The 22,064-nt window shown below is 61.4% G+C and carries 19 protein-coding genes; 9 read left to right on the top strand and 10 right to left on the bottom strand.

The features are described from left to right. Positions 1-145: 145 nt before the first annotated feature. The 4 genes from AOA60_RS31310 to AOA60_RS31295 form a co-directional block, all read right to left on the bottom strand. Positions 146-1,843, bottom strand: coding sequence for a molecular chaperone HscC (locus AOA60_RS31310; protein ID WP_099587563.1), 1,698 nt, complete (start codon positions 1,841-1,843; stop codon positions 146-148). A gap of 168 nt (positions 1,844-2,011) precedes the next feature. Next, positions 2,012-3,469 (bottom strand): AdeC/AdeK/OprM family multidrug efflux complex outer membrane factor, encoded by a 1,458-nt coding sequence (adeC, locus tag AOA60_RS31305; RefSeq protein ID WP_099587562.1) that lies wholly within the window; start codon positions 3,467-3,469, stop codon positions 2,012-2,014. After that, positions 3,466-6,627, bottom strand: a complete 3,162-nt coding sequence (locus AOA60_RS31300; RefSeq protein WP_099587561.1) for an efflux RND transporter permease subunit — start codon at positions 6,625-6,627, stop codon at positions 3,466-3,468. The genes adeC and AOA60_RS31300 overlap by 4 nt, the downstream gene beginning before the upstream one ends. 3 nt (positions 6,628-6,630) lie before the next feature. Beyond that, positions 6,631-7,782 (bottom strand): efflux RND transporter periplasmic adaptor subunit, encoded by a 1,152-nt coding sequence (locus AOA60_RS31295; protein WP_099587560.1) that lies wholly within the window; start codon positions 7,780-7,782, stop codon positions 6,631-6,633. 286 nt (positions 7,783-8,068) lie between these two features. Here AOA60_RS31295 and AOA60_RS31290 point away from each other — a divergent pair, with 286 nt between their 5' ends. Beyond that, entirely contained in the window at positions 8,069-8,701 is a 633-nt protein-coding gene (locus AOA60_RS31290; RefSeq protein WP_099587559.1) for a TetR family transcriptional regulator, read from the top strand. Positions 8,702-8,992: 291 nt separating this feature from the next. On the opposite strand, the gene AOA60_RS31285 is transcribed toward AOA60_RS31290, so the two are convergent. The 3 genes from AOA60_RS31285 to AOA60_RS31275 are packed head-to-tail and all read right to left on the bottom strand — an operon-like array spanning position 8,993 to position 11,584. Beyond that, the gene (locus AOA60_RS31285) at positions 8,993-10,048 is read right to left on the bottom strand and encodes an alkene reductase (RefSeq protein ID WP_099587558.1); all 1,056 of its coding nucleotides are present in this window, start codon (positions 10,046-10,048) and stop codon (positions 8,993-8,995) included. Between the two features lie 28 nt (positions 10,049-10,076). After that, positions 10,077-11,243 (bottom strand): MFS transporter, encoded by a 1,167-nt coding sequence (locus tag AOA60_RS31280; protein WP_099587557.1) that lies wholly within the window; start codon positions 11,241-11,243, stop codon positions 10,077-10,079. 14 nt (positions 11,244-11,257) lie between these two features. Beyond that, the gene (locus tag AOA60_RS31275) at positions 11,258-11,584 is read right to left on the bottom strand and encodes a helix-turn-helix transcriptional regulator (RefSeq protein WP_012722694.1); all 327 of its coding nucleotides are present in this window, start codon (positions 11,582-11,584) and stop codon (positions 11,258-11,260) included. 154 nt (positions 11,585-11,738) lie between these two features. On the opposite strand from AOA60_RS31275, the gene AOA60_RS31270 reads away from it, so the two are divergent. Beyond that, positions 11,739-12,323: an ACP phosphodiesterase gene (locus AOA60_RS31270; protein WP_099587556.1), complete on the top strand. Its 585-nt coding sequence runs from the start codon at positions 11,739-11,741 to the stop codon at positions 12,321-12,323. A 112-nt stretch (positions 12,324-12,435) separates the two neighbouring features. On the opposite strand, the gene AOA60_RS31265 is transcribed toward AOA60_RS31270, so the two are convergent. Beyond that, a complete protein-coding gene (locus tag AOA60_RS31265; protein WP_099587555.1) occupies positions 12,436-13,227 on the bottom strand; it encodes a lysophospholipid acyltransferase family protein in 792 nt (263 codons plus the stop codon). Further along, the gene (olsB, locus tag AOA60_RS31260; RefSeq protein WP_099587554.1) at positions 13,227-13,982 is read right to left on the bottom strand and encodes an L-ornithine N(alpha)-acyltransferase; all 756 of its coding nucleotides are present in this window, start codon (positions 13,980-13,982) and stop codon (positions 13,227-13,229) included. The genes AOA60_RS31265 and olsB overlap by 1 nt, the downstream gene beginning before the upstream one ends. Positions 13,983-14,167: 185 nt before the next feature. Between olsB and AOA60_RS31255 the strand changes: the two genes are divergently transcribed. From AOA60_RS31255 to AOA60_RS31240, 4 genes are all read left to right on the top strand, one after another. After that, positions 14,168-15,241 carry a serine hydrolase gene (locus AOA60_RS31255; RefSeq protein WP_099587553.1) on the top strand — a complete coding sequence of 358 codons (1,074 nt, stop codon included), beginning with the start codon at positions 14,168-14,170 and terminating at the stop codon, positions 15,239-15,241. After that, positions 15,238-15,552, top strand: coding sequence for an amidase (locus AOA60_RS31250; RefSeq protein WP_099587552.1), 315 nt, complete (start codon positions 15,238-15,240; stop codon positions 15,550-15,552). The genes AOA60_RS31255 and AOA60_RS31250 overlap by 4 nt, the downstream gene beginning before the upstream one ends. Before the next feature lie 87 nt (positions 15,553-15,639). Continuing rightward, the gene (locus AOA60_RS31245) at positions 15,640-16,221 is read left to right on the top strand and encodes a YceI family protein (protein ID WP_099587551.1); all 582 of its coding nucleotides are present in this window, start codon (positions 15,640-15,642) and stop codon (positions 16,219-16,221) included. A gap of 1 nt (position 16,222) precedes the next feature. After that, on the top strand, positions 16,223-17,380 hold the full coding sequence (locus tag AOA60_RS31240; RefSeq protein WP_099587550.1) for a phosphatidylserine/phosphatidylglycerophosphate/cardiolipin synthase family protein: 1,158 nt from the start codon (positions 16,223-16,225) through the stop codon (positions 17,378-17,380). A 67-nt stretch (positions 17,381-17,447) separates the two neighbouring features. On the opposite strand, the gene bglX is transcribed toward AOA60_RS31240, so the two are convergent. Continuing rightward, positions 17,448-19,739 (bottom strand): beta-glucosidase BglX, encoded by a 2,292-nt coding sequence (gene bglX / locus AOA60_RS31235; RefSeq protein ID WP_099587549.1) that lies wholly within the window; start codon positions 19,737-19,739, stop codon positions 17,448-17,450. 244 nt (positions 19,740-19,983) lie between these two features. On the opposite strand from bglX, the gene AOA60_RS31230 reads away from it, so the two are divergent. From AOA60_RS31230 to AOA60_RS31220, 3 genes are read left to right on the top strand one after another with little or no spacing between them, the layout of a single operon-like run. Further along, positions 19,984-20,595 carry a LemA family protein gene (locus AOA60_RS31230; protein WP_099587548.1) on the top strand — a complete coding sequence of 204 codons (612 nt, stop codon included), beginning with the start codon at positions 19,984-19,986 and terminating at the stop codon, positions 20,593-20,595. 4 nt (positions 20,596-20,599) lie between these two features. Further along, positions 20,600-21,328 carry a YgcG family protein gene (locus AOA60_RS34200; protein ID WP_099587547.1) on the top strand — a complete coding sequence of 243 codons (729 nt, stop codon included), beginning with the start codon at positions 20,600-20,602 and terminating at the stop codon, positions 21,326-21,328. A gap of 31 nt (positions 21,329-21,359) precedes the next feature. Next, positions 21,360-21,977 carry a TPM domain-containing protein gene (locus tag AOA60_RS31220; protein ID WP_099587546.1) on the top strand — a complete coding sequence of 206 codons (618 nt, stop codon included), beginning with the start codon at positions 21,360-21,362 and terminating at the stop codon, positions 21,975-21,977. Positions 21,978-22,064: the final 87 nt, after the last annotated feature.

The following is a 22,064-nucleotide window of genomic DNA, read 5'->3' as shown; positions in this document are numbered from 1 at the left end:
TCGGCGGGTTTTGGGCGGTGATCGAACGACTTTGAGCGGATAAACGCTCGGGATAGGTTGCTCGTGTGAGCACACAGGCCGTCCATGAAATTGATAATCATGGACGGCATTTATGACGCCAGCGAATGACTACAGCGCCTTTCCCTCAGCGCCACGATCCATTGTCGAGTTGCTCAAGTTGCCGGGTCAGTTCACTGCGGGCTTCACGGATGCGGCGTTCGTCCTGGGTGTCGAGGATCTGCTGGAACTGCGCGGCCCAGTGGCCGAGCTGCTCGCGCAGCTCGCCGAGGTTTTCCTGATAGAGCCGTTCGAGGCGCGCAGTCAGCACCGTGTTGACCTGCTGATCGCGTGGGTGAACCTTCAACTGCGCCAGCGCTTGCAGGCGTTGCTGAATCTCTTGCGGGCTGAGCACGCCGGGGTTGTTCTCGATCACCAGGGAGTGCTGCTCGCCGGTCAGCGGGATGCTCACCTGGGCTTCCAGCAGACCGTTGTTGTCGTAGGTGAAGCGCACATCCAGCGAGACTTCACCGGCCTTGCGCTTGGGCACCGCGATGTCCAGTTGGCCCAGTTCGATGTTGTCTTTCACCAGGCGGCTTTCGCCTTGGTAGATTTTCAGCAGCACCTGGCTCTGGTTGTCGTGCAGTGTCACTACGCTTTTGACCCGACTCACCGGCACGCTGCTGTTGCGTTCGATCAACGGCAGGTAATGGCCGCTTTCGATATGGCCGCCGTATTGGTTCGAGGTTTCGATGCCCAGGGTGTAGGGGCACACGTCGGTCAGCACCACTTCTTCAAGCGCGGCGGAACGGGCTTTGAGCGCCGCCTGGATCGCCGCGCCGTGGGCGACCACCTGGTCGGGGTCAAGGCTGATGGACGGAAAGCGCCCGAACAACCCGGCGGCGAGTTTGCGCACCAGCGGCATGCGTGTGGTGCCGCCCACCAGCAGGATTTCATCGAGGTCGCTGACGCGAATCCGCGCATCGCGCAGGGCGCGTTCAATCGGGGCGCGCAGGCGTTCCAGCAGTGGCGTGTAGAGCTTGGCCATGTCCTGTTGGGTGATGGTCTGCACCCATTGCTGGCCATCGACCCGCAGGGCGAACTCGGCGCTGTCGTCCTGGCCGAGGGCCTTGCGCACGCGCTCGGCTTCGCGGCGCAGGGCTTGCAGCACACTGTTGGTGGGCGGAAAACCGGCGCTGTTGCGCTGGCTCTCGACGAAGTGTTCCAGCAGCAAGGTGTCGAAGTCTTCGCCACCGAGGAAGTTGTCGCCGGCGCTGGCGCGCACTTCCATCACCCCGTCGAACAGCTCGATGATCGACACGTCAAAGGTGCCGCCGCCGAGGTCGAAGACCAGGAACGAGGTTTCTTTGTCGCGCTGATGCAGGCCGTAGGCGAGGGCGGCGGCGGTGGGTTCGTTGATCAGTTTTTCAACGTTGAGCCCCGCCAGTTCACCGGCGATGCGCGTGGCTTTGCGTTGGCCGTCGCTGAAGTAGGCCGGCACGCTGATCACGGCTTCGGTGACGGTATGGCCGTAGGTGCGCTCGATGTCTTCCTTGAGGCTCTTGAGCACCAGCGCCGAGAGTTCTTCGGGGCGGAACGAGCGATCACCCAGGCGCACCTCAGTGGCGCTGCCCATGTAGCGCTTGAACAGCGACGTGGTCAGGTGCGGGTGGGTGTGCAGGCGCTCTTTGGCGGCCTGGCCGACCAGGATACGGCCTTGATCATCCAGCCCGACCACGCTTGGGGTCAGCAACTGGCCAAGGGCATTGGGCACCAGTTCGGCGGCGTCGCCGCGCCAGACGGCGGCGAGGCTGTTGGTGGTTCCCAGGTCGATTCCTACGATCATTACGACAAGCTCCCTCTGTGGTCTGTAAGAATCTGTGACCAATTTTACCCTGAAAGGTTGACGCGAAAGCAAGGCGACAGGGCGTTTTGTGGTGAGCCCGCTCGCCACTATGGACATAAAAAAACCGCCTCCTGTAAGGGAGGCGGTTTTTTCTTTACTGCAGCGTGATCAGAACAACTTCAACGCCGGCGCTTCTTCTTTCAACGGCTCATTCTTCGCCGTCTGCTCGTTCCAGCCGCCGCCGAGGGCCTTGTACAGGGTGACCTCGCTGGTCAACTGTGCCAGGCGGTCGGTGATCAGCGATTGCTGGGCACTGAACAGCTGGCGCTGGGCGTCGAGGAAGGTCAGGTTGCTGTCGACACCAATACGGTAGCGACGCTCAGCCAGGCGGTAGTAATCCTGGTTGGCCTCGACGAAACCGCGCTGGGCGTCCAGTTGCTGCTTGTAGGTCTCACGTGCGGCGAGGCCGTCGGAGACTTCCTGGAAGCCGGTCTGGATGGCCTTCTCGTAGTTCGCCACGTTGATCTCTTTCTGGATCTTCGAGTAGTCCAGGCTGGCGCGCAGGCTACCGGCGTTGAAGATCGGGATGTTGATCTGCGGTGCAAACGACCAAGTGCCCGAACCGCCTTTGAACAGACCACCCAAGGTTGGGCTGGCGGTGCCAGCACTGGCCGTCAGGGTGATGCTCGGGAAGAACGCGGCACGGGCCGCGCCGATGTTGGCGTTGGCCGCCTTGAGGTTGTACTCGGCCTGCACGATGTCAGGACGACGTTGCAGCAGGTCCGATGGCAGCCCGGCCGGCACGTCGCTGAGCAGGTCATCCGACAGCGGCTGGCTGGCGATATTCGCCGGCAGGCCGGTGCCCAGCAGCAGGGTCAGGTTGTTTTCGTCCTGGGCCACCTGGCGGGTGTAACGCGCCAGTTGCACGCGGGCGTTTTCCACCGAGGTGCGCGCCTGGCTCAGGTCAAGTGCCGAGGCCACGCCGACTTCGTTGCTGCGCGAGGTCAGTTTGAAGCTCTGCTCGAACGCGCCCAGGGTGTCCTGGGTGAGCTTGAGCAGCTCCTTGTCGGCCTGCCAGGTCAGGTAGGCGTTGGCCACACTGGCTACCAGGCTGATCTGGGTGCTGCGGCGCGCTTCTTCGGTAGCGAAGTATTTCTGCAGCGCTTCTTCACTCAGGCTGCGGACACGCCCGAACAGGTCCAGCTCGTAGGAGCTGATCCCCAAGCCTGCCGAGTACTGGCTGGCGATGGTCGCCTCACCGGTCTGCGACAGCTTGGCCGGTGTACGCGAACGGCTGCCGCTGCCCGTGGCCGAGACGGCCGGGAACAGGTCGGCGCGCTGGATCTGGTACTGCGCGGCATAGGCATCGATGTTCAGCGCCGCAACGCGCAGGTCACGGTTGTTTTCCAGCGCGGTCTTGATCAGCTGTTGCAGGGCCGGGTCATGGAAAAACTGCCTCCAGCCTTGCTCGGCAGCCGCCTGGTTCGGCGCCTGGGCTGGCGAATACGCCGGCCCCTGCGGGAACTGTGCCGCCACCGGCGCTTCGGGGCGCTGGTAGTCAGGTATCAGCGAGCAGCCACTGAGCACGAAGGCGGTGACGGCTAGGGAAAGTAGCGACTTGCTCATTGGCCAGCCTCTTTAGGAGTTTGCTTAGGTTCAGTCTTTTTACGCTCGCCCGCGGCGGACACGGTTGCAAAGAACAGTGGCACCCAGAAGATCGCCAGGACAGTGGCCGTGATCATACCGCCAATCACGCCGGTACCGATGGCGTGCTGGCTGCCTGAACCGGCGCCCGAGGAGATCGCCAGCGGCAGTACGCCGAGGACGAACGCCATGGAGGTCATGATGATCGGGCGCAGACGCATGCGGGAGGCTTCGATGGCCGACTCGACAATGCCCTTGCCTTGTTCATGCAGCTCTTTGGCGAACTCGACGATCAGGATGGCGTTTTTCGCCGCCAGGCCCACCGTCACCAGCAAGCCCACCTGGAAGAACACGTCGTTGGACAAGCCGCGCATGCTGGTGGCGATCAACGCACCCACCACACCCAACGGCACCACGAGAACAACTGCAATCGGGATCGACCAGCTTTCGTACAAGGCCGCGAGGCACAGGAACACCACCAGCAGCGACAAGGCGTACAACGCAGGTGCCTGGGAGCCGGACAGACGTTCTTCGTACGACAGGCCCGTCCAGGCATAGCCCACGCCCGCCGGCAGTTGCTTGGCGATGCGTTCGACTTCAGCCATGGCATCACCGGTGCTGTAGCCCGGAGCCGGGGTACCGAGGATTTCCATCGCCGCTACACCGTTGTAGCGCGAGAGCTTCGGCGAACCGTAGATCCACTTGCCCGACGAGATAGCCGACAACGGCACCATCTTCCCGGAGTCGCTGCGCACGAACCACTTGTTCAGGTCTTCAGGGGACATACGGCCAGCGGCCTCACCCTGCACGTACACCTTCTTCACGCGACCACGGTCGATGAAGTCGTTGACGTAGCTGCCACCCAGGGCAATCGCCAGGGTCTGGTTGATGCTCGACAGCGTAATGCCTTGGGCACTGGCCTTCTCGTCGTCGACGGTGAGCTCGTACTGCGGCTCATCGTTCACGCCGTTGGGGCGTACACCGGCCAGAATCTTGCTCTGGGCCGCCATGCCGAGGAACTGGTTACGCGCCTCCATCAGCTTCTCGTGGCCGACACCGCCCTGGTCTTGCAGGAACACGTCGAAACCGGTGGCGTTACCCAATTCCAGAACCGAAGGCGGCACGATGGCGAAGACCATGGCGTCCTTGAAGGCCCCGAAGAAGTAACCCTGGGCACGCTTGGCCACTTCGAATACCGACTGCGAAGCGTCGCGCTCATCCCATGGCTTGAGCATCACGAACGCAAGGCCCGAGCTCTGGCCACGGCCGGCGAAGTTGAAGCCGTTGACGGTAAACACCGATTTCACAGCCTTGCCTTCGCCTGGCTCGCCTTCTTTGTCGTTGAGCAGGAAGGCACGCATGTCGTCGATGACTTTTTGCGTACGTTCAGCCGACGAACCGACCGGCGTCTGCACCTGGGCAAAGATCACACCCTGGTCTTCCTCGGGCAGGAACGCGCTTGGAATGCGGGTGAACAACCAGATCATGCCGACGACGATGATCAGGTACACAAAGAACGCAGGGAATTTGTGCTTGATCATGTTGCCCACGCCGCGCTCGTAGCTGATGACGCCACGGTCGAAGGTGCGGTTGAACCAGCCGAAGAAACCACGCTTGGGTTGGCCGTGTTTCTCGGGATCGATGGGTTTGAGCATGGTGGCGCAGAGCGCCGGGGTGAAGATCAGGGCAACCAGTACCGACAACGCCATGGCCGAAACGATGGTGATGGAGAACTGTTTGTAGATCACACCGGTGGAACCACCGAAGAACGCCATCGGCAACAGTACCGCCGACAGCACCAGGGCAATACCCACCAGGGCGCCCTGGATCTGGCCCATGGACTTGACCGTCGCCTCTTTCGGCGACAGGTGTTCCTCGGCCATGACCCGCTCGACGTTTTCCACCACGACGATGGCATCGTCCACCAGCAAGCCGATGGCGAGGATCATGCCGAACATGGTCAAGGTGTTGATGGTGAAACCGAACGCCGCCAGGATCCCGAAGGTGCCCAGCAATACCACTGGTACAGTCATGGTGGTGATGATGGTGGCGCGGAAGTTCTGCAGGAACAGGAACATCACCAGGAACACCAGCACGATCGCTTCGACCAGGGTGTGCACCACGCCGGAGATCGATTCGGTCACCACAGGGGTGGTGTCATACGGCACCACCGCCTTCATGCCTGGCGGGAAGAACGGTTCCAGGGATGCCACGGTCGCACGGATGGCCTTGGCGGTGTCCAGGGCGTTGGCGCCCGAGGCGAGCTTGATCGCCATGCCGGAAGCCGGCTTGCCGTTGAACTGTGCACTGATGCTGTAGTTCTGGCCGCCCAGTTCGATACGCGCGATGTCACGCAGACGCACCTGCGAGCCATCGACGTTGACCTTCATCAGGATCTTGCCGAACTCTTCTGCGGTTTGCAGGCGGGTCTTGCCGATGATGGTCGCGTTCAGTTGGGTGCCGGGCAGGGCAGGCAGGCCGCCCAGTTGACCGGTGGCCACCTGTACGTTCTGTGCCGAGATGGCGGTGCTGACGTCGACCGGGGTCAACTGGTAGTTGTTCAGCTTGCCTGGGTCCAGCCAGATACGCATGGCGTACTGCGAACCAAACACCTGGAAGTCACCGACACCCGCAGTACGCGAGATCGGGTCCTGGATGTTGGACACGATGTAGTTGGAAAGGTCGTCCTTGGTCATGCTGCCGTCTTCCGACACCAGACCGATCACCATCAGGAAGTTCTTCACCGACTTGGTCACACGGATACCCTGTTGCTGCACTTCTTGCGGCAGCAGCGGGGTCGCCAGGTTCAGCTTGTTCTGCACCTGGACCTGGGCGATGTCCGGGTTGGTACCCTGGTTGAACGTCGCGGTGATGGTCATGCTGCCGTCGGAGTTACTGTCCGAGGCGACATAACGCAGGTTGTCGATACCGTTGAGCTGTTGCTCGATGACCTGCACCACGGTGTCCTGCACGGTTTGTGCGGACGCGCCTGGGTAGGTCACCTGGATGTCGATGGCGGTTGGCGCAATGGCCGGGTATTGGTTGATGGGCAACTTCAGAATCGACAGTGCCCCGACCAGCATGATCACCAGGGCAATTACCCAGGCGAAAATGGGACGGTCGATAAAAAATTTCGACATGGATTACTCCCCTTTGCCGGCAGCGGCAGCAGGAGCAGCAGCAGCGGAACCTGCGGGCTTGGCGTTGTCAGCGTCCTTGACCTTGACTTCGATGCCCGGCTTGATGAATTGCAGGCCTTCGGTGATCACGCGGTCACCGGCGTTCAGGCCTTTTTCCACCAGCCAGTAGGCGCCGTCGGTACGGTTGGCCACCAGGGTGCGTTGCTCGACCTTGTTGTCTTTGTTCACCACCAGCGCGGTCGGGATGCCCTTGATGTCACGGGTCACGCCTTGCTGCGGTGCCAGGATCGCCTTGCTGTTCACACCGGCTTGCAGTTGGGCGTGAACAAACATGCCCGGCAGCAGGGTGTGGTCAGGGTTGGGGAACACAGCGCGCAGGGTCACGGAACCGGTGGTCTGGTCGACCGACACTTCGGAGAACTCAAGTTTGCCTTCCTGACCGTAGTCGGTGCCGTCTTCCAGGGTCAGCTTGACCTTGGCGGCATTGGCGCCGGCTTTTTCCAGCTGACCGCTTTCCAGGTCACGGCGCAGTTTCAGCATTTCAGCGGAAGACTGCGTGACGTCGACGTAGATCGGGTCCAGTTGCTGGATTACGGCCATGGCATCGGCCTGGCCATTGCTGACCAGCGCGCCTTCGGTGACGGCAGAACGGCCGATACGCCCGGAAATCGGCGCGTAGACCTTGGTGTAGCGCACGTTGATCTGGGCGGTTTGAACGTTTGCTTCGGCAGTCATGCGGTTAGCGACGGCGGTGTCGTATTCCTGACGGCTGACGGCTTGTTCATCCACCAACTGTTTGTAGCGATCGGTGATCGACTTGGTCTGGGTCAGCGTCGCTTGTGCGCTTTTGAGCGTGGCTTCATAGACCGACGGGTCGATCTGGTAAAGCTGTTGGCCTTCCTTCACGTCGGCGCCTTCTTTGTACAGGCGCTTGAGGATGATGCCGTTGACCTGAGGACGAACTTCCGCGATGCGGTAGGCGGTGGTGCGGCCTGGCAGCTCGGACGTCAGGGTATAGGCTTGCGGTTGAATGGTGACGACGCCGACCTGAGGGATTTGAGCGGGCGGAGCCGCTTCTTCCTTTTTACATCCGCTGAGCAGCGATGCCAGGGCGACGGCAGTGACCAGAGCGGTAACAGCTGGCTTAAGTTGCATGAAGATCCTCGGGTCAGGCGCGCAGGGTGCGCACAAGAAGGGTGGAAGGGTAAAAAACAAGCCGTGAGTGGATAAGTAGCTTGCTACGCAATATACTTACGTTCATGGTTGTTTGTAAACTCTTGACAGGCTGCGTGGAATGTTGACAAAGCAACGCCCGAAGCCTCGATTCCATTACGTTCGGCACCCATGACGGTGTCGTCCCACAAATATTCAGATGATCGTTCGCGTCTATTAACGTTGCGTTAACGATAGTCTCAAGTGTCCTGATTGAGGTTCTACTGCCATGGTTCGTCGCACTAAAGAGGAAGCTCAAGAAACGCGCAGCCAAATTCTTCAAGCCGCCGAGCAAGCCTTTTACGATCGCGGCGTTGCACGCACGACGCTGGCGGACATCGCCGCGCTGGCCGGTGTGACGCGGGGCGCTATTTACTGGCACTTCAGCAACAAATCCGATCTGTTGCAGGCGCTGCTCGACACCTTGCATGAGCCGCTGGATGAATTGGCCAGGGCCAGTGAAAGCGAGGATGAACTCGACCCGCTGGGCTGCATGCGCAAGCTGCTGATTCATTTGTTTCATCAAGTGGCCCTGGACCCGAAAACCCGGCGCATCAATGAGATTTTGTTTCATAAGTGCGAATTCACCGATGAAATGTGCGACATGCGGCGCCAACGTCAGACCCATAGCCTGGAGTGCAACCTGCGCATCGGCCTGACCCTGCGTAACGCGGTCCATCGCGGGCAACTGCCGGAAAACCTCGACACCACCCGCGGCGCCGTGTGCATTCATGCCTACATCAATGGGCTGATTGGCCAGTGGCTGTTGGTCCCCGACAGCTTCCAATTGCATCAGGAAGCGGAACGCTGGGTAGACGCAGGGCTAGACATGCTGCGTCTGAGCCCAAGCCTGCGCAATTGAAACAAAATGCGTAATTGCATCAGGGTGTGTCAACAGTAAAGCCTAAGGACAGTCAATCGTCCTTCTGCCTGATTGGTGGGGTGACTTTATATACGGGCTGGCGGGCGGTTGATAGGTAGCCGCCTAAGTATTTTGTAGGGATTTTGTTGCGGTTCTGTGAAGCGATGTTTCCCAAGGCTACAGACAGTCAAAAACGTGGGAGGGGGCTTGCCCCCGATAGCAGTGGGTCAGTCAACACCTATAGTGACTGATGCACCGCCATCGGGGGCAAGCCCCCTCCCACATTTGGTTTTACAGCGCCAGCGTCGGGTAATCGATGTAGCCGACCGGGCCCTTGCCATAGAAGGTGTCCGGACGTGCTTCGTTCAGCGGCGCATCGGCCTTCAAGCGTGCCGGCAGGTCCGGGTTGGCAATGAACGGCACACCCCAGGCCACCGCATCCGCTTTACCTTCGGCCAGCCACGCATTGGCCCTGTCCTTGGTAAAGCGTTCGTTGGCGATGTACACGCCGCCGAAGGCTTTCTTCAGTTGTGGACCGAGGCTGTCCGCGCCTTCCTTTTCACGTGAGCAGATAAACGCGATGCCACGTTTGCCCAATTCGCTGGCGACGTAGGTGAAGGTTTCTGCCAGGTTATCGTCGCCCATGTCATGGGAATCGGCACGCGGTGCCAAATGCACGCCCACACGGCCGGCGCCCCAGACTTCGATGGCCGCGTCGGTCACTTCCAGCAGCAGGCGTGCACGGTTTTCCAGGGAGCCGCCGTACTGGTCGGTGCGCTTGTTGGTGCTGCTCTGAAGGAACTGGTCGAGCAGGTAACCGTTGGCGCCGTGGATTTCCACGCCGTCGAAGCCGGCGGCCTTGGCGTTCTCGGCACCGATGCGGTAGGCGTCGATGATGTCGGCGATTTCTGCAGTTTCCAGGGCGCGCGGGGTCGGGTAGTCAGCCAGTGGGCGTACCAGGCTGACGTGGCCCTTGGGCTGGATCGCGCTCGGTGCCACCGGCGTTTCGCCGTTCAGGTAGGACTCGTGGGAGATGCGGCCCACATGCCACAGTTGCAGGAAGATCTTGCCGCCCGCGCCATGAATCCCCTTGGTGACGTTGGCCCAGCCACGCACCTGGTCGTTGGACCAGATGCCTGGGGTGTCTGGGTAGCCCACGCCCAGCGGCGTCACGGAGGTGGCTTCGCTGAGGATCAGCCCGGCGGACGCACGTTGCACGTAGTACTCGGCCATCAGCGCGTTGGGTACGCGGCCTTCATCGGCACGGCAGCGGGTCAGCGGCGCCATGATGATGCGGTTCGACAGTTCCAGGTCGCCCAGTGTGATCGGATCGAAAATAGTCGTCATGGGAATACACCTTTCTCTTTGAAGTTGATCAGTTGGTCGCAGGGGCCAGGTCGGCATCGCCGCCCTGGCGGAAAGTAATCAGGGTCACTACCAGCGCAAGGATGGCCAGGGCAGCTGCCGCCAATGGCACGCTGGTCAGGCCGAAGCCGTGGGCAATCACACTGCCGCCGACCCAGGCACCAAGGGCGTTGCCGATGTTGAAGGCGCCGATGTTCAAGGTGGACACCAGGTTTGGCGCGGCCTTGCCGAAGGTCACCACGTTGATCTGCAACGCAGGCACGGCAGCAAACGAGGCGGTGGCCCACAGGAACAGGGTGATTTCAGTCGGGATCACGGCGACGCTGGTCCAGGTCAGCGCCGTGGACACCACCGCCATGCTGATAAACACGCCGATCAAGGTCGCGGCCAGACGCTTGTCCGCCAGCTTGCCGCCGATGATGTTGCCCACGGTGAGGCCCAGACCGATCAGCAGCAGGGTCCAGGTCACGCCTTTGGGCGACACGCCGGTGACATCACCGAGCAGCGGCGCCACATAGGTGAAGAGGGTAAACATGGACGCGGCGAACAGCGCGGTCATGCTCAACGACAACCAGATCCCGGCCCCTTTGAGGGCGGCCAGTTCGGCGCGCATGTCGAGTTTTTCTTCGTCGCGCTTGGCCGGCAGGAAGCGGATCAGGCCGATCAACGCCGCCACACCAATCACCGTCACCGCCCAGAAGGTCGAGCGCCAGCCGGCTTCCTGGCCCAGCGCAGTACCCAGCGGTACACCGAGCACGTTGGCCAGGGTCAAACCGGTGAACATCAAGGCCACGGCGGACGCCCGCTTGTTGGCAGGCACCAGGTTGGCCGCCACCACCGAGCCGATCCCGAAAAACGCACCGTGGCACAACGCGGTGACCACGCGGGCAAACATCAGCACGTTGTAGTCACTGGCCAGGGCGCAGAGCAGGTTGCCGATAATGAAGATGCCCATCAACGCTACCAGCGCCGCCTTGCGTGGCAGTTTGGCGGTGGCCAGTGCCATGAACGGCGCGCCGATGGCCACGCCCAGGGCGTAACCAGTCACCAGCCAGCCGGCGCCGGGAATCGACACACCGAGGTCCGCCGCCACATCGGGCAACAGGCCCATGATGACGAACTCGGTGGTGCCAATGGCGAAGGCGCTCAGGGCCAGGATGAGTAGCGAGAGGGGCATTTGCGTTTCCTTTGTTACAGCGCTGCGTTGTCGTCAGCGCTGAGTTCGGTGGTGAGCGCTGCGAGGAAGGCCTGGATGGTTTCCTCGTTGCGTTTGAAAAAGTGCCACTGCCCGGCCTTCTGGCTGCTGATCAAGCCCGCCCGTTGCAAGGTGGCCAGGTGGGCCGACACGGTCGACTGGGACAAGCCGCAGCGCTGGTCGATCTGCCCGGCACAGATGCCGTATTCGTGGTTGTGCAGTTGCTCGGGGAATTGCACTTTCGGGTCTTTCAGCCAGGTGAGGATGTCTCGTCGTACTGGGTGCGCCAGGGCTTTTATTATTTCGTCGAGGTCGATGGACATGGCAGGTGCTCGGTGTCGTAAAGCGTTATATCGCGATGAGGCGAACCTTAAATCGTTGTATCTCGATATACCAATATGATTTTGGTCTGAGGACAGGTCAAATCGGTATATCGGGTTATAACGATACGTTGACGGCAGTGCTAGACTGCGCGCCATGAATTATCTCGCACATCTGCACCTGGGCGGCCAACTTCCTGCACAACTGCTGGGCAGCCTCTATGGCGATTTCGTCAAAGGTCGCCTGCAAGGGCAGTTCAGCCCGCAAATCGAGTCGGCGATCCAGTTGCATCGCTCCATCGACCGCTTTACCGACAGCCACGCGCTGGTCGGCGAAGCGTTGTCGCGTTTCAGCCTTACCCGCAGGCGCTATGCGGGGATCGTCCTCGACGTGTTTTTCGATCATTGCCTGGCGCGGGATTGGACGTTGTATGCCGATCAGCCGCTGGAGCAGTTCACTTCGCAGGTGTATCGCGTGCTCGCGGCCGAGCCGCAGTTGCCGGGGCGGCTGGCGCAGATTGCGCCCTGGATGGCAGCGGATGACTGGCTGGGCTCGTACCGTGAGTTTGAGGTGATGGAGCAGGTGTTGCGCGGGATTTCGCGGCGGCTGACGCAGCCGGAGGAGTTAGGGCAGGCGATGCGGGAATTGCGGATTCTGTATGAGCCGCTGAGCAAAGACTTCAGTGAGTTCTACCCAGAGCTACAAGCCTTTTCACAAGCCCAACTGATTAGTGGGGTCTAAATGTGGGAGGGGGCTTGCCCCCGATAGCTGTGGGTCAGTTATAGATGAGCTGACTGATACACCGCTATCGGGAGCAAGCCCCCTCCCACATTGGAACCGTGTTTAGCTCCTATCAGGCGGCGAATGCTGGTCGAACCGCCACTTGCTCAGCCTCTGGAAGCGGCCCAAACAACGCCTTCTGCACCGCCTGCTGCGCCTGATACGCCAATGCCGCGCGTTCTTGCCCGGCGCACGCAATCGGCTTGAGCACGTGAATCTCCACATCGCCCTGATCATTGGCGAACAACCGCATCAGGTGCGACAACAAATCGTCATCGCCAATAAACGGCGCCAGCGGGTCTACTTGCCCATCGCGCAGGTAACGAATTGCCACCGGTTGCAGCGCCACATCCGCATCGATCGCACTGGCCAGCAAGCGCCCGTGGAAGGTGCGCAGGCTACGCCCGTCAGTGGTGGTGCCCTCGGGGAACATCAGCAGCGGGTGCTGTTGCTCCAGATGGCGGGTCATCTGCTTGCGGATCAACTGGCTGTCGCCCGAGCCACGGCGGATAAACAGGCTGCCGGCCTTGGCCGCCAACCATCCCGCCACCGGCCAGGTGCGCACTTCGGCCTTGGACAGGAACGACATCGGCGCCACCGCACCCAGCAGCGGAATGTCCGTCCAGGACACGTGATTACTCACCCACAGCATCGGCTGCGTTGGTAACTCACCGTGCACCGTCACGCGAAAGGGCAGGGCGTTGGTCAGCCGCGCCATAAAAAACCGCGACCAACGCTGACGCCGCACCATCGAGTTGGCGATGCCCAGCCGCTCGAACACGCCGAACACACTGGCCATGCTCAAGCCCAGCGCCACCACCACCAGCACGCGGGCGATGCGCCCGTACACGCGCAAACGGCTCATCACATGGCCGCCTTGAAGTGGCGCGCGTAACGCGGGCACAAATTATCGCGTTTGAGCAGGATGAACACGTCGGCCACCTGGAAATCTTCATCCCAGCACGGCTCGCCGCAGATCTTCGCACCCAGGCGCATGTAGGCCTTGAGCAGCGGTGGCATTTCGGCGATCACGTTGGACGGCAGGTCCAGCGCCGGCAGCGGTTTTTTCGGTTCGGCGCGCAAGTGTTCGTTGCACAGATAGCGTTCGCGCAGGCGCTGCATGATCGCGTGGGCCTGGATGCCGCCGTCGTGCATCGGGATGCTCGCGCAGCCCATCAGATAGCTGTAGCCGCCCTGGTTGAGCACTTCGGCCAATTCGCCCCACAGCACGGCGATGGTGCCGCCGTTGCGGTAGGCCGGATCGACGCAGGTGCGGCCGATTTCCAGGATCGGGCCCTGCAGGTGCAGCAAGCCATGCAGGCTGAATTCTTCTTCACTGTAGAACCGGCCCAAGGTGCTGGCGGCCTGATGGTCGAGCAAGCGGGTAGTGGCGACGAGTCGACCGCTGTTCAAATCCCGCACGCCGATGTGGCTGCAGTGAACATCATAGTCATCCATGTCCAGGCCGTGTTCCGCGCCTTTCAGCTTGGCGTTGAACTCGCCGCTGAACACGTTGAACCGCAGGGCCTGGGCTTCCTGCAACGCTTGTGCGCCAACCAGGCGTTCGGCTTGCAGACGGCGTTCATTGCCGGTGTCGCTGATGCGGGCGATCTGAGTCATGGCGAATCTCCGAGTGCCAGCCACCTTTCGGCCGGTCGACTTGTTTGTCCAAACTCAGGCTATGTAGGCTCGGTGTCATCTCCATGAAGTTATGGTGACGCTTGGATGACAGCCCTTCCTGTCGCAAATCTGTCATCACCCTCGGCTAGGCTCGCGGGCTTGAATGCCCCCTTGAGTCTGTGTCCATGGTCAGAGGCCTGCTGTGTGTTGCCCTGCTGTTCGTCACCGTTACCGCCTATGCCGACACCTGGCCAGACAAGGACTGGGCCAAGGGCACGCCGCTTGCCGGGCCCGCCGTCGAAGCCTTGGACGCCTACGCGTTCCCGCCGCGTGACGATGTCACCCGCCAAGGCATTCGCACCGATGCGCTGCTGGTGATCCGCGACGGCCAGATCATCTATGAACGCTACGCCGCGCCCACCACCGCCGACACGCCGCACCTGACCTGGTCCATCAGCAAGAGCCTGATGGCCACTGTGCTGGGCATAGCCTACGGTGATAATCGCTTCAAACTGACTGACCCTGTGTGGCGTTTTTACCCGCCGATGAAGCAACACCCCACGGTGACCATGGTCGACCTGCTGCACTGGGCCTCAGGCCTGGACTGGCAGGAGGACTACGAATACGCGCCGCTCAAATCCTCGGTGGTGGCGATGCTCTATACCCGTGGCCACGCCGATATGGCCGAGTTCGCCGCCAACACCGGATCGTTCAGCGCGCCGGGCCAGGCCTTCCGTTATTCCAGCGGTGACAGCAATATTTTATCCGCCGCACTCAAAGGCATGCTCGGGCACAAGGCTTACATCAGCTACCCGTGGGACGCGCTGTTCAAACCGCTGGGCATTCGTAATGCCACGTGGGAAACCGATGCCGATGAAACATTCGTCGCCTCGTCCTATGCCTACCTGACTGCACGCGACTTGGCCCGTATCGGTTTGCTGATGGCGCGCAACGGTCGTTGGGGCGAGCAACAGTTGCTGCCAGAAGACTGGGTCGCCTTCAACCGCCAGCCTTTCGACAAATACCAAGCAGGCCAGGACGAAGCCGTGCCCGGCGGTCATTGGTGGCTGAACCAAGGCACCCCGCGACCCTGGCCCGCCGCCCCGGCTGACACGTTCGCCGCACTCGGCCATTGGGGCCAGGCGCTGTACGTGATGCCCGCCGAACACCTGGTGATCGTGCGTTACGGCGATGATCGCGACGGCAGCTACCAACACAACGAACTGCTCAAGCGCGTGCTTGCGGCGGTGCAGCCATGATCCGTCGTCGGCCGTTTACCACCGTGTTTCTATTGTTGGTCGCAGCCCTGCTGGGCTGGATCTGGCACGAGCGCGTCAACCTGCAAGCCTTCCCCGACATCATCGCGGCGTACACGGCCAAGGAGTACTGCTCGTGCCGGTATGTGGCGAACAATCCAGCCGACTATTGCCGGGGTTATGTGAAGCAGTACGTGCCGACCAGTGCATTCAGCGATAACCCGGAGCGCAGTGAAGTGACGGCGAGTGGGTTGGGGCGCACGCACAGTGCCAGGTGGTTGGGGGAGCGGCAGGGCTGCCGCCTGACACCCTGACCCGGCAAGCGCCCTCCCACATTTGGATTTGCGCCGTTCCTGACATGCGCTTAAGGTTCGTGCAGGTTTTTTGCCCCACGAGTCTTTATGTTCAATGTCAAACCTCTGGCCTTCACGTTACTGACCTGCGCCGCTATCCCCGCCCACGCCGATTGGTACCTGGATAACGAATCCTCGCGGCTGTCCTTTGTCACCACCAAAAACACCGAAATCGCTGAAGTGCAGCGCTTTCTGGTGCTGCACGGCAAGGTCGACAGCAAGGGCGCGGCGCAGGTGGAAGTGGAACTGGAGTCGGTCAATAGCGGCATCCCGCTGCGTGACGAGCGCATGCGCAACCAGCTGTTCGAGATCAAGACGTTTCCCGATGCGCTGATCCGTACAGAGATCAATCTGCAACCCATCAATGACCTGGCCCCCGGCGCGCAGTTGGAGTTGCGCCTGCCGCTGAGCGTGACCTTGCACGGCAAGACCCAGACCTACAGCGCCGAATTGCTGGCCACGCGCCTGGATGACCGGCGCTTCCAGGTAGTGACCCTGGAGCCTGTGGTACTGCACGCCGAGGATTTCGACCTGGCGCCGGGTGTGGCGGCATTGCGTGAAGCCGCGGGGCTCAAGTCGATCAGTTTGTCGGTGCCGGTGGGTGCGGTGCTGATTTTCACGGCGCGCTGACGTGAGCGGCGCAGTGTTCCCGTGGCGCAGCGCCAACCGTTTCGAGTTGTTGATCGACGGACCGAATTTCTTCCCGCAGATGCTGGTGGGCATTGCCCGCGCCGAGCGCCAGGTGGATCTGGAGTTGTACCTGGTGGAGGCGGGCGCTTGTGCCGAAGCCATGGTGCAGGCGCTGGTGCTGGCCGCCGAACGCGGCGTGCAGGTGCGTTGCCTGTTCGATGACTACGGCAGCCTCGCCTTCACCCTGGGGCTGCGCAAGCGTTTGACCGATGCGGGTGTGACGCTGCGTTTCTACAATCGCCTGAGCTGGCGCCGTTGGATGCGTAACCTGTACCGCGACCACCGTAAGCTGCTGCTCATCGACCAAAACATCGCCGTGGTCGGCGGCACCGGCGTCACCGATGAATTCTGGACGCCGGGCGAAGACACCGCCGAATGGCACGAAGTGATGGTGCAGATCAGCGGCCCGTTGGTGCAGGACTGGCAGGCGCTGTTCGACCGCCAATGGCACGCCAACGTGGCGCGCCGGGAATGGAAGCCCGCCACCCATTTCGGTTTGCCGCGCTTGCCCAAAGTGCCGGCGACCGGGCCGGGTCTGGGCCGCGTCGCATATGCCGACGCCCGTCAGCACCGCGACATCCTGCAATCGCTGATCCGTGCACTCAACAACAGCAAGACGCGAATCTGGCTGGCTACGCCGTATTTCCTGCCCACTTGGGGCGTGCGCCGTGCCTTGCGCCGGGCGGCTGGGCGCGGGGTGGATGTGCGTTTGCTGCTGACCGGCCCACGTACCGATCACCCGTCCGTGCGTTACGCCGGGCATCGTTATTACCCGCGTTTGTTGCGCTCGGGCGTGCAGATCTTTGAATACCAGCCGTGTTTTTTGCACCTTAAAATGGTGCTGGTGGATGACTGGGTGAGCATCGGCTCGTGCAATTTTGATCACTGGAACCTGCGCTTCAACCTGGAAGCCAACCTTGAAGCGTTGGACCCGCAATTGACGGCGGCGGTGGCGGGCAGTTTCGAGCGGGACTTTGCACAGAGCCAGGCGGTAAGCCTGCAAGCATGGAAGGCGCGGCCATTGTGGCGGCGGGTAAAGCAGCGAGTGTGGGGCTGGGTGGATCGGTTGGTGGTCAATCTGCTGGATCGACGCGGCTGACAAGAACAACGAGGCCAAATGTGGGAGGGGGCAAGCCCCCTCCCACAGTTTTTAGCGCATTTAAGGTTTAGAGCAGTTCGAAGGTCTGCTGCTGCACATCCTGGGAATCCAGCCCGATCTGCACATTGAATTCACCCGGTTCCGCCGCGAACTTGAGCTGGGTGTTGTAGAACTTTAAATCCTCTTCGGTGATGGTGAAGTGCAAGGTGCGCTCTTCCCCAGCCTTGAGCATGACTTTCTGGAAGTTCTTCAGCTCCTTGATCGGGCGGATCATCGAGCCGGCCACGTCCTGGATATACAGCTGCACCACGGTTTCGCCGTCGACCTTGCCGGTGTTCTGCACGGTGACGCTGGCGTCGAGCTTGCCGGTCTTGTTCAGGGTGGTGGACGACAGCGCCATGTCCGACAGGCTGAACGTGGTGTAGCTCAGGCCATACCCAAACGGGAACAGCGGCCCGGTGGTGTCATCGAAGTATTGCGAGGTGTAGTTGCCCGGTTTGCCTGGGGTGAACGGCCGGCCGATGGTCAGGTGGTTGTAGTAAGTCGGAATCTGCCCCACGGAGCGTGGGAAAGTGATCGGCAGTTTGCCCGACGGGTTGTAGTCGCCGAACAGCACGTCGGCGATGGCGTTGCCGCCTTCGGTGCCGGCGAACCAGGTTTCCAGGATGGCGTCGGCCTGTTGGTTCTCTTCCAGGATCGACAGCGGGCGACCGTTCATCAGCACCAGTACCAGCGGCTTGCCGGTGGCCTTCAACGCCTTGATCAGGTCGCGCTGGCTTTGCGGGATATTCAGGTCGGTGCGGCTGGAGGATTCGTGGGACATGCCACGGGACTCGCCCACGGCGGCGACGATCACGTCGGCATCCTTGGCCGCTTTGACCGCTTCATCGATCAGCACCTGCGGCGCACGCTTGTCGTCCACCACTTCCGGGGCATCGAAGTTGAGGAAGTTGAGGTAGTCGACTACGGCCTTGTCGTTGGTGATGTTGGCGCCACGGGCGTAGATGATCTTGCCTTTCTCGCCGATCACCGCATTCAAACCGTCGAGCAGGGTTACCGACTGTTCCGGCTTACCGGCTGCGGCCCAACTGCCCATCATGTCGATCGGCGCCTTGGCCAGCGGGCCGACCAGGGCGATGGTCGCGGATTTTTTCAGTGGCAGGGTGTTGTTCTGGTTTTTCAGCAAGACCAGGCTGCGGCGCGCGATGTCACGGGCCTCGGCGCGGTGCAGGCGGCTGTCGGCGTAGGTGTCGGCCGGGTCATCCTCGGCCTTGCCGATGCGCAGGTACGGGTCCTTGAACAGGCCCATGTCGTACTTGGCGCCGAGCACTTCGCGCACCGCGTTGTCGATGTCGCTTTGCTCGATCTCACCGGACTTGAGCAGCCCCGGCAATTCCTTGCCGTAGAGCGAGTCGTTCATGCTCATGTCGATGCCGGCCTTGATCGCCAGCTTGGCGGCTTCACGCCCGTCCTTGGCCACGCCGTGCTTGATCAGTTCGAAGATCGCACCGTGGTCGCTGACGGCCAGGCCCTTGAAGCCCCAGTCCTTGCGCAGCAGGTCGTTCATCAGCCAGGTGTTGGCGGTGGCCGGCACGCCGTTGATCGAGTTGAGCGCCACCATCACGCCGCCGGAACCGGCCTTGATCGCCGCGTGGTACGGCGGCAGGTAGTCCTGGTACATCTTGACCGGGCTCATGTCGACCACGTTGTAGTCGCGGCCGCCTTCCACCGCGCCGTACAGGGCGAAGTGCTTGACGCTGGCCATGATGCTGTCGGCATTCGCGGGGCTGGCGCCCTGGAAGGCCTTGACCATGACTTCGGCAATGCGTGAGACGAGGTAGGTGTCTTCGCCGAAACCTTCGGAAGTCCGGCCCCAGCGCGGGTCACGGGAGATATCGACCATCGGCGCGAAAGTGATGTCGAGGCTGTCGGCGGCGGCTTCCTGGGCGGCGATGCGCCCGGAGCGGCCGATGGCGTCCATGTCCCAGCTGGAGGCCAGGGCCAGGCTGATCGGGAAGATCGTGCGGTGGCCGTGGATCACGTCATAGGCGAAGAACATCGGGATCTTCAGGCGGCTGCGCATGGCCGCGTCCTGCATCGGACGGTTTTCCGGGCGGGTGATGGAGTTGAACGTGCCGCCGATGCGGCCGGCGGCGATTTCCTTGCGGATCATCTCGCGGGGCATTTCGGGGCCGATGCTGATCAGGCGCAATTGGCCGATCTTCTCGTCGAGCGTCATCTGCTTGAGCAGGTCGCTGACAAAGGCGTCCTTGTCTTTAAGCGCAGCAGGCTTTGTTTCTGCCCAGGCGGGGTGGGTGGCCAGCGTGGCAACAAGGCCGAGCAAACACAGCTTCTTCATGAATATCCTTTTTCGGCTCACTGCACAGCGAACAGGCGCTGTTCTGCCAAAATGTGGGGAACATATGGTGTTGTTCGAGTGTTATTGCAGAAAATGCACCACACTTCTGAACTCTTATTTGCGCTGGGCATCTTTTTAGCTGAATGATTCGATGCAATCCAGTAGTGGGAGCGGATTATGCCCCAAGCGCGCGGTTTATAGGGTCAGTCGTCACATTCCATCAAGATTGCTCAGGAGAAACACCATGCAAGCAGCACAAGGTTACCGCTGGGGCGTCAAGGCCGCGGCTTTGCTATTGATCAGCACGGTGCTGAGCGGTTGCGGCATCAACACCATTCCCACCCTGGACGAACAGGCCAAAGCCGCCTGGGGCCAGGTGCAGAACCAATACCAACGCCGCGCCGACCTGATCCCCAACCTGGTGGAAGTGGTCAAAGGCTACGCTGCCCATGAGCAAGACACCCTCACTGCGGTGATCGAAGCGCGGGCCAAGGCCACCTCGATCCAAGTGGATGCCAGCACCCTCGACAATCCCGAAAAGCTCAAGCAGTTCCAGCAAGCCCAGGACGGTTTGAGCGGCGCCCTCAGCCGTTTGATGGTGGTGTCCGAGCGCTACCCGGACCTGAAGGCCAACCAGAACTTTCTGGCCCTGCAATCCCAGCTTGAAGGCACCGAAAACCGTATCGCCGTGGCCCGCCGCGACTTTATCCAGGCCGTCCAGGCCTACAACACCGAGATCCGCACCTTCCCAGGTCGCCTGTGGCACAGCGTGATGTACAGCGACTTGCCGATCCGCCAGACGTTTGAAGCCACCAGTGCCGATGCCGATAAAGCGCCGCAAGTGAAGTTCAAGTAAGCCGATGCGCTTATTACGGATAGGCCTGGCGCTGTGGCTGCTGGCCTGCGTCGGGGCGGCCCAGGCGGCGTTGACCTTCCCGGAGTTGACCGGGCGGGTGGTGGACAACGCCCAGATGATCGACCCGGCGGTGCGCGCGCACTTGACCGAGCAGTTGCAGGCGCTGGAGCAGACGTCCGGCGACCAGATCGTGGTCGTCACCGTGCCCGACCTGCAAGGCGTGCCCATTGAAGACTTCGGTTATCAACTGGGCCGCCACTGGGGCATCGGCCAGAAGGGCAAGGACAACGGCGCGCTGTTGATCGTCGCCCGCGATGAGCGCACATTGCGCATCGAAGTCGGCTATGGCCTGGAAGGCGTGCTGACCGATGCGCAGTCGTGGGTCATCATCAATCAAGTGATCACTCCAAAATTCAAAACCGGCCATTTCAGCCAGGGCATCAGCGATGGCGTGGCCGCGATGATCCAGGTGGTTGGTGGTGAGCCATTGGCCGTGCCGGCCCATGTGGCGGACGCCAACTTTGCCAAGGATAATCCCGGGTTTTCCATTGGCCTGTTTATCTTGCTGATCGGCGTGTTGTGGCTGTGCAACCGTATGGGGCTGCCGGTGGGCGCGATCTTGCTGGCTATTCTCAGCAGCAGCGGACGCGGCGGCGGGGGAGGCGGTGGCGGCGGTGGTTTCCGGGGCGGCGGTGGCGGTTTCGGCGGCGGCGGCGCTTCAGGTGGCTGGTGATGACAATAACTAGAAAAGAGCATGTACAACCATGGCATTACTGACTGAACACGAGCAACGCCAAGTCGCCGAGGCGATTGCCCGGGTCGAGCAACAGACCGACGCCGAGCTGGTCACCGTGCTGGCCGCGCGTGCCGACGATTACGCCTACATCCCGTTGTTGTGGGCCAGCCTGATCGCCTTGGTGGTGCCGGGTGTGGTGCATTACCTGTCGGGCTACCTGACCATGTACACCTTGTTAGTGGCCCAGTGGCTGACCTTCATTGTGCTGTGCCTGGTGTTTCGTTTGCCCAAGGTGACCACGCGGCTGATTCCGCGCTCGGTGCGCCACTGGCGGGCGTCCAACCTGGCGCGCCGGCAGTTTCTGGAGCAGAACCTGCACCACACATTGGGCAGTACCGGTGTGCTGATTTTTGTGTGTGAGGCCGAGCGTTACGTGGAAATCCTGGTGGATGACGGCATTTCCAAACGCCTGGATGACAGCAGTTGGGATGCCATCGTCAAGACTTTTACCCAGCAGGTGAAGCAGGGGCAGACGTTGGCCGGGTTCATCTCCTGTATCGAAGCGTGTGGCGAGTTGTTGAAGGTGCATGTACCGGTGACGCAAGCCCGGAATGAACTGCCCAACCGTCTGGTCGTACTCGAATAACCCAGGCGCCGCTGAACAACAATGTGGGAAGGGGCTTGCCCTCCCACATTTGGATCTGTGTTGACCACTGGTCAAATAACCCCGTGC

It is taken from the genome of Pseudomonas sp. 2822-17, assembly GCF_002742485.1.
Taxonomy (GTDB): domain Bacteria; phylum Pseudomonadota; class Gammaproteobacteria; order Pseudomonadales; family Pseudomonadaceae; genus Aquipseudomonas; species Aquipseudomonas cyclaminis.
This window is presented reverse-complemented; position numbering and strand designations above follow the sequence as displayed.

What these genes read in the sequence shown, in the direction of transcription:
- AOA60_RS31245 (WP_099587551.1), top strand. Translation starts at nt 15,640, where the DNA reads ATGTTCAATGTCAAACCTCTGGCCTTCACGTTACTGACCTGCGCCGCT.
- AOA60_RS31255 (WP_099587553.1), top strand. Translation starts at nt 14,168, where the DNA reads ATGGTCAGAGGCCTGCTGTGTGTTGCCCTGCTGTTCGTCACCGTTACC.
- AOA60_RS31270 (WP_099587556.1), top strand. Translation starts at nt 11,739, where the DNA reads ATGAATTATCTCGCACATCTGCACCTGGGCGGCCAACTTCCTGCACAA.
- AOA60_RS31280 (WP_099587557.1), bottom strand. Translation starts at nt 11,243, where the DNA reads ATGCCCCTCTCGCTACTCATCCTGGCCCTGAGCGCCTTCGCCATTGGC.
- AOA60_RS31290 (WP_099587559.1), top strand. Translation starts at nt 8,069, where the DNA reads ATGGTTCGTCGCACTAAAGAGGAAGCTCAAGAAACGCGCAGCCAAATT.
- AOA60_RS31275 (WP_012722694.1), bottom strand. Translation starts at nt 11,584, where the DNA reads ATGTCCATCGACCTCGACGAAATAATAAAAGCCCTGGCGCACCCAGTA.
- AOA60_RS31295 (WP_099587560.1), bottom strand. Translation starts at nt 7,782, where the DNA reads ATGCAACTTAAGCCAGCTGTTACCGCTCTGGTCACTGCCGTCGCCCTG.
- olsB (WP_099587554.1), bottom strand. Translation starts at nt 13,982, where the DNA reads ATGACTCAGATCGCCCGCATCAGCGACACCGGCAATGAACGCCGTCTG.
- AOA60_RS31220 (WP_099587546.1), top strand. Translation starts at nt 21,360, where the DNA reads ATGGCATTACTGACTGAACACGAGCAACGCCAAGTCGCCGAGGCGATT.
- AOA60_RS31230 (WP_099587548.1), top strand. Translation starts at nt 19,984, where the DNA reads ATGCAAGCAGCACAAGGTTACCGCTGGGGCGTCAAGGCCGCGGCTTTG.
- AOA60_RS31310 (WP_099587563.1), bottom strand. Translation starts at nt 1,843, where the DNA reads ATGATCGTAGGAATCGACCTGGGAACCACCAACAGCCTCGCCGCCGTC.
- AOA60_RS31300 (WP_099587561.1), bottom strand. Translation starts at nt 6,627, where the DNA reads ATGTCGAAATTTTTTATCGACCGTCCCATTTTCGCCTGGGTAATTGCC.
- AOA60_RS31265 (WP_099587555.1), bottom strand. Translation starts at nt 13,227, where the DNA reads ATGAGCCGTTTGCGCGTGTACGGGCGCATCGCCCGCGTGCTGGTGGTG.
- AOA60_RS34200 (WP_099587547.1), top strand. Translation starts at nt 20,600, where the DNA reads ATGCGCTTATTACGGATAGGCCTGGCGCTGTGGCTGCTGGCCTGCGTC.
- AOA60_RS31285 (WP_099587558.1), bottom strand. Translation starts at nt 10,048, where the DNA reads ATGACGACTATTTTCGATCCGATCACACTGGGCGACCTGGAACTGTCG.
- adeC (WP_099587562.1), bottom strand. Translation starts at nt 3,469, where the DNA reads ATGAGCAAGTCGCTACTTTCCCTAGCCGTCACCGCCTTCGTGCTCAGT.
- AOA60_RS31250 (WP_099587552.1), top strand. Translation starts at nt 15,238, where the DNA reads ATGATCCGTCGTCGGCCGTTTACCACCGTGTTTCTATTGTTGGTCGCA.
- bglX (WP_099587549.1), bottom strand. Translation starts at nt 19,739, where the DNA reads ATGAAGAAGCTGTGTTTGCTCGGCCTTGTTGCCACGCTGGCCACCCAC.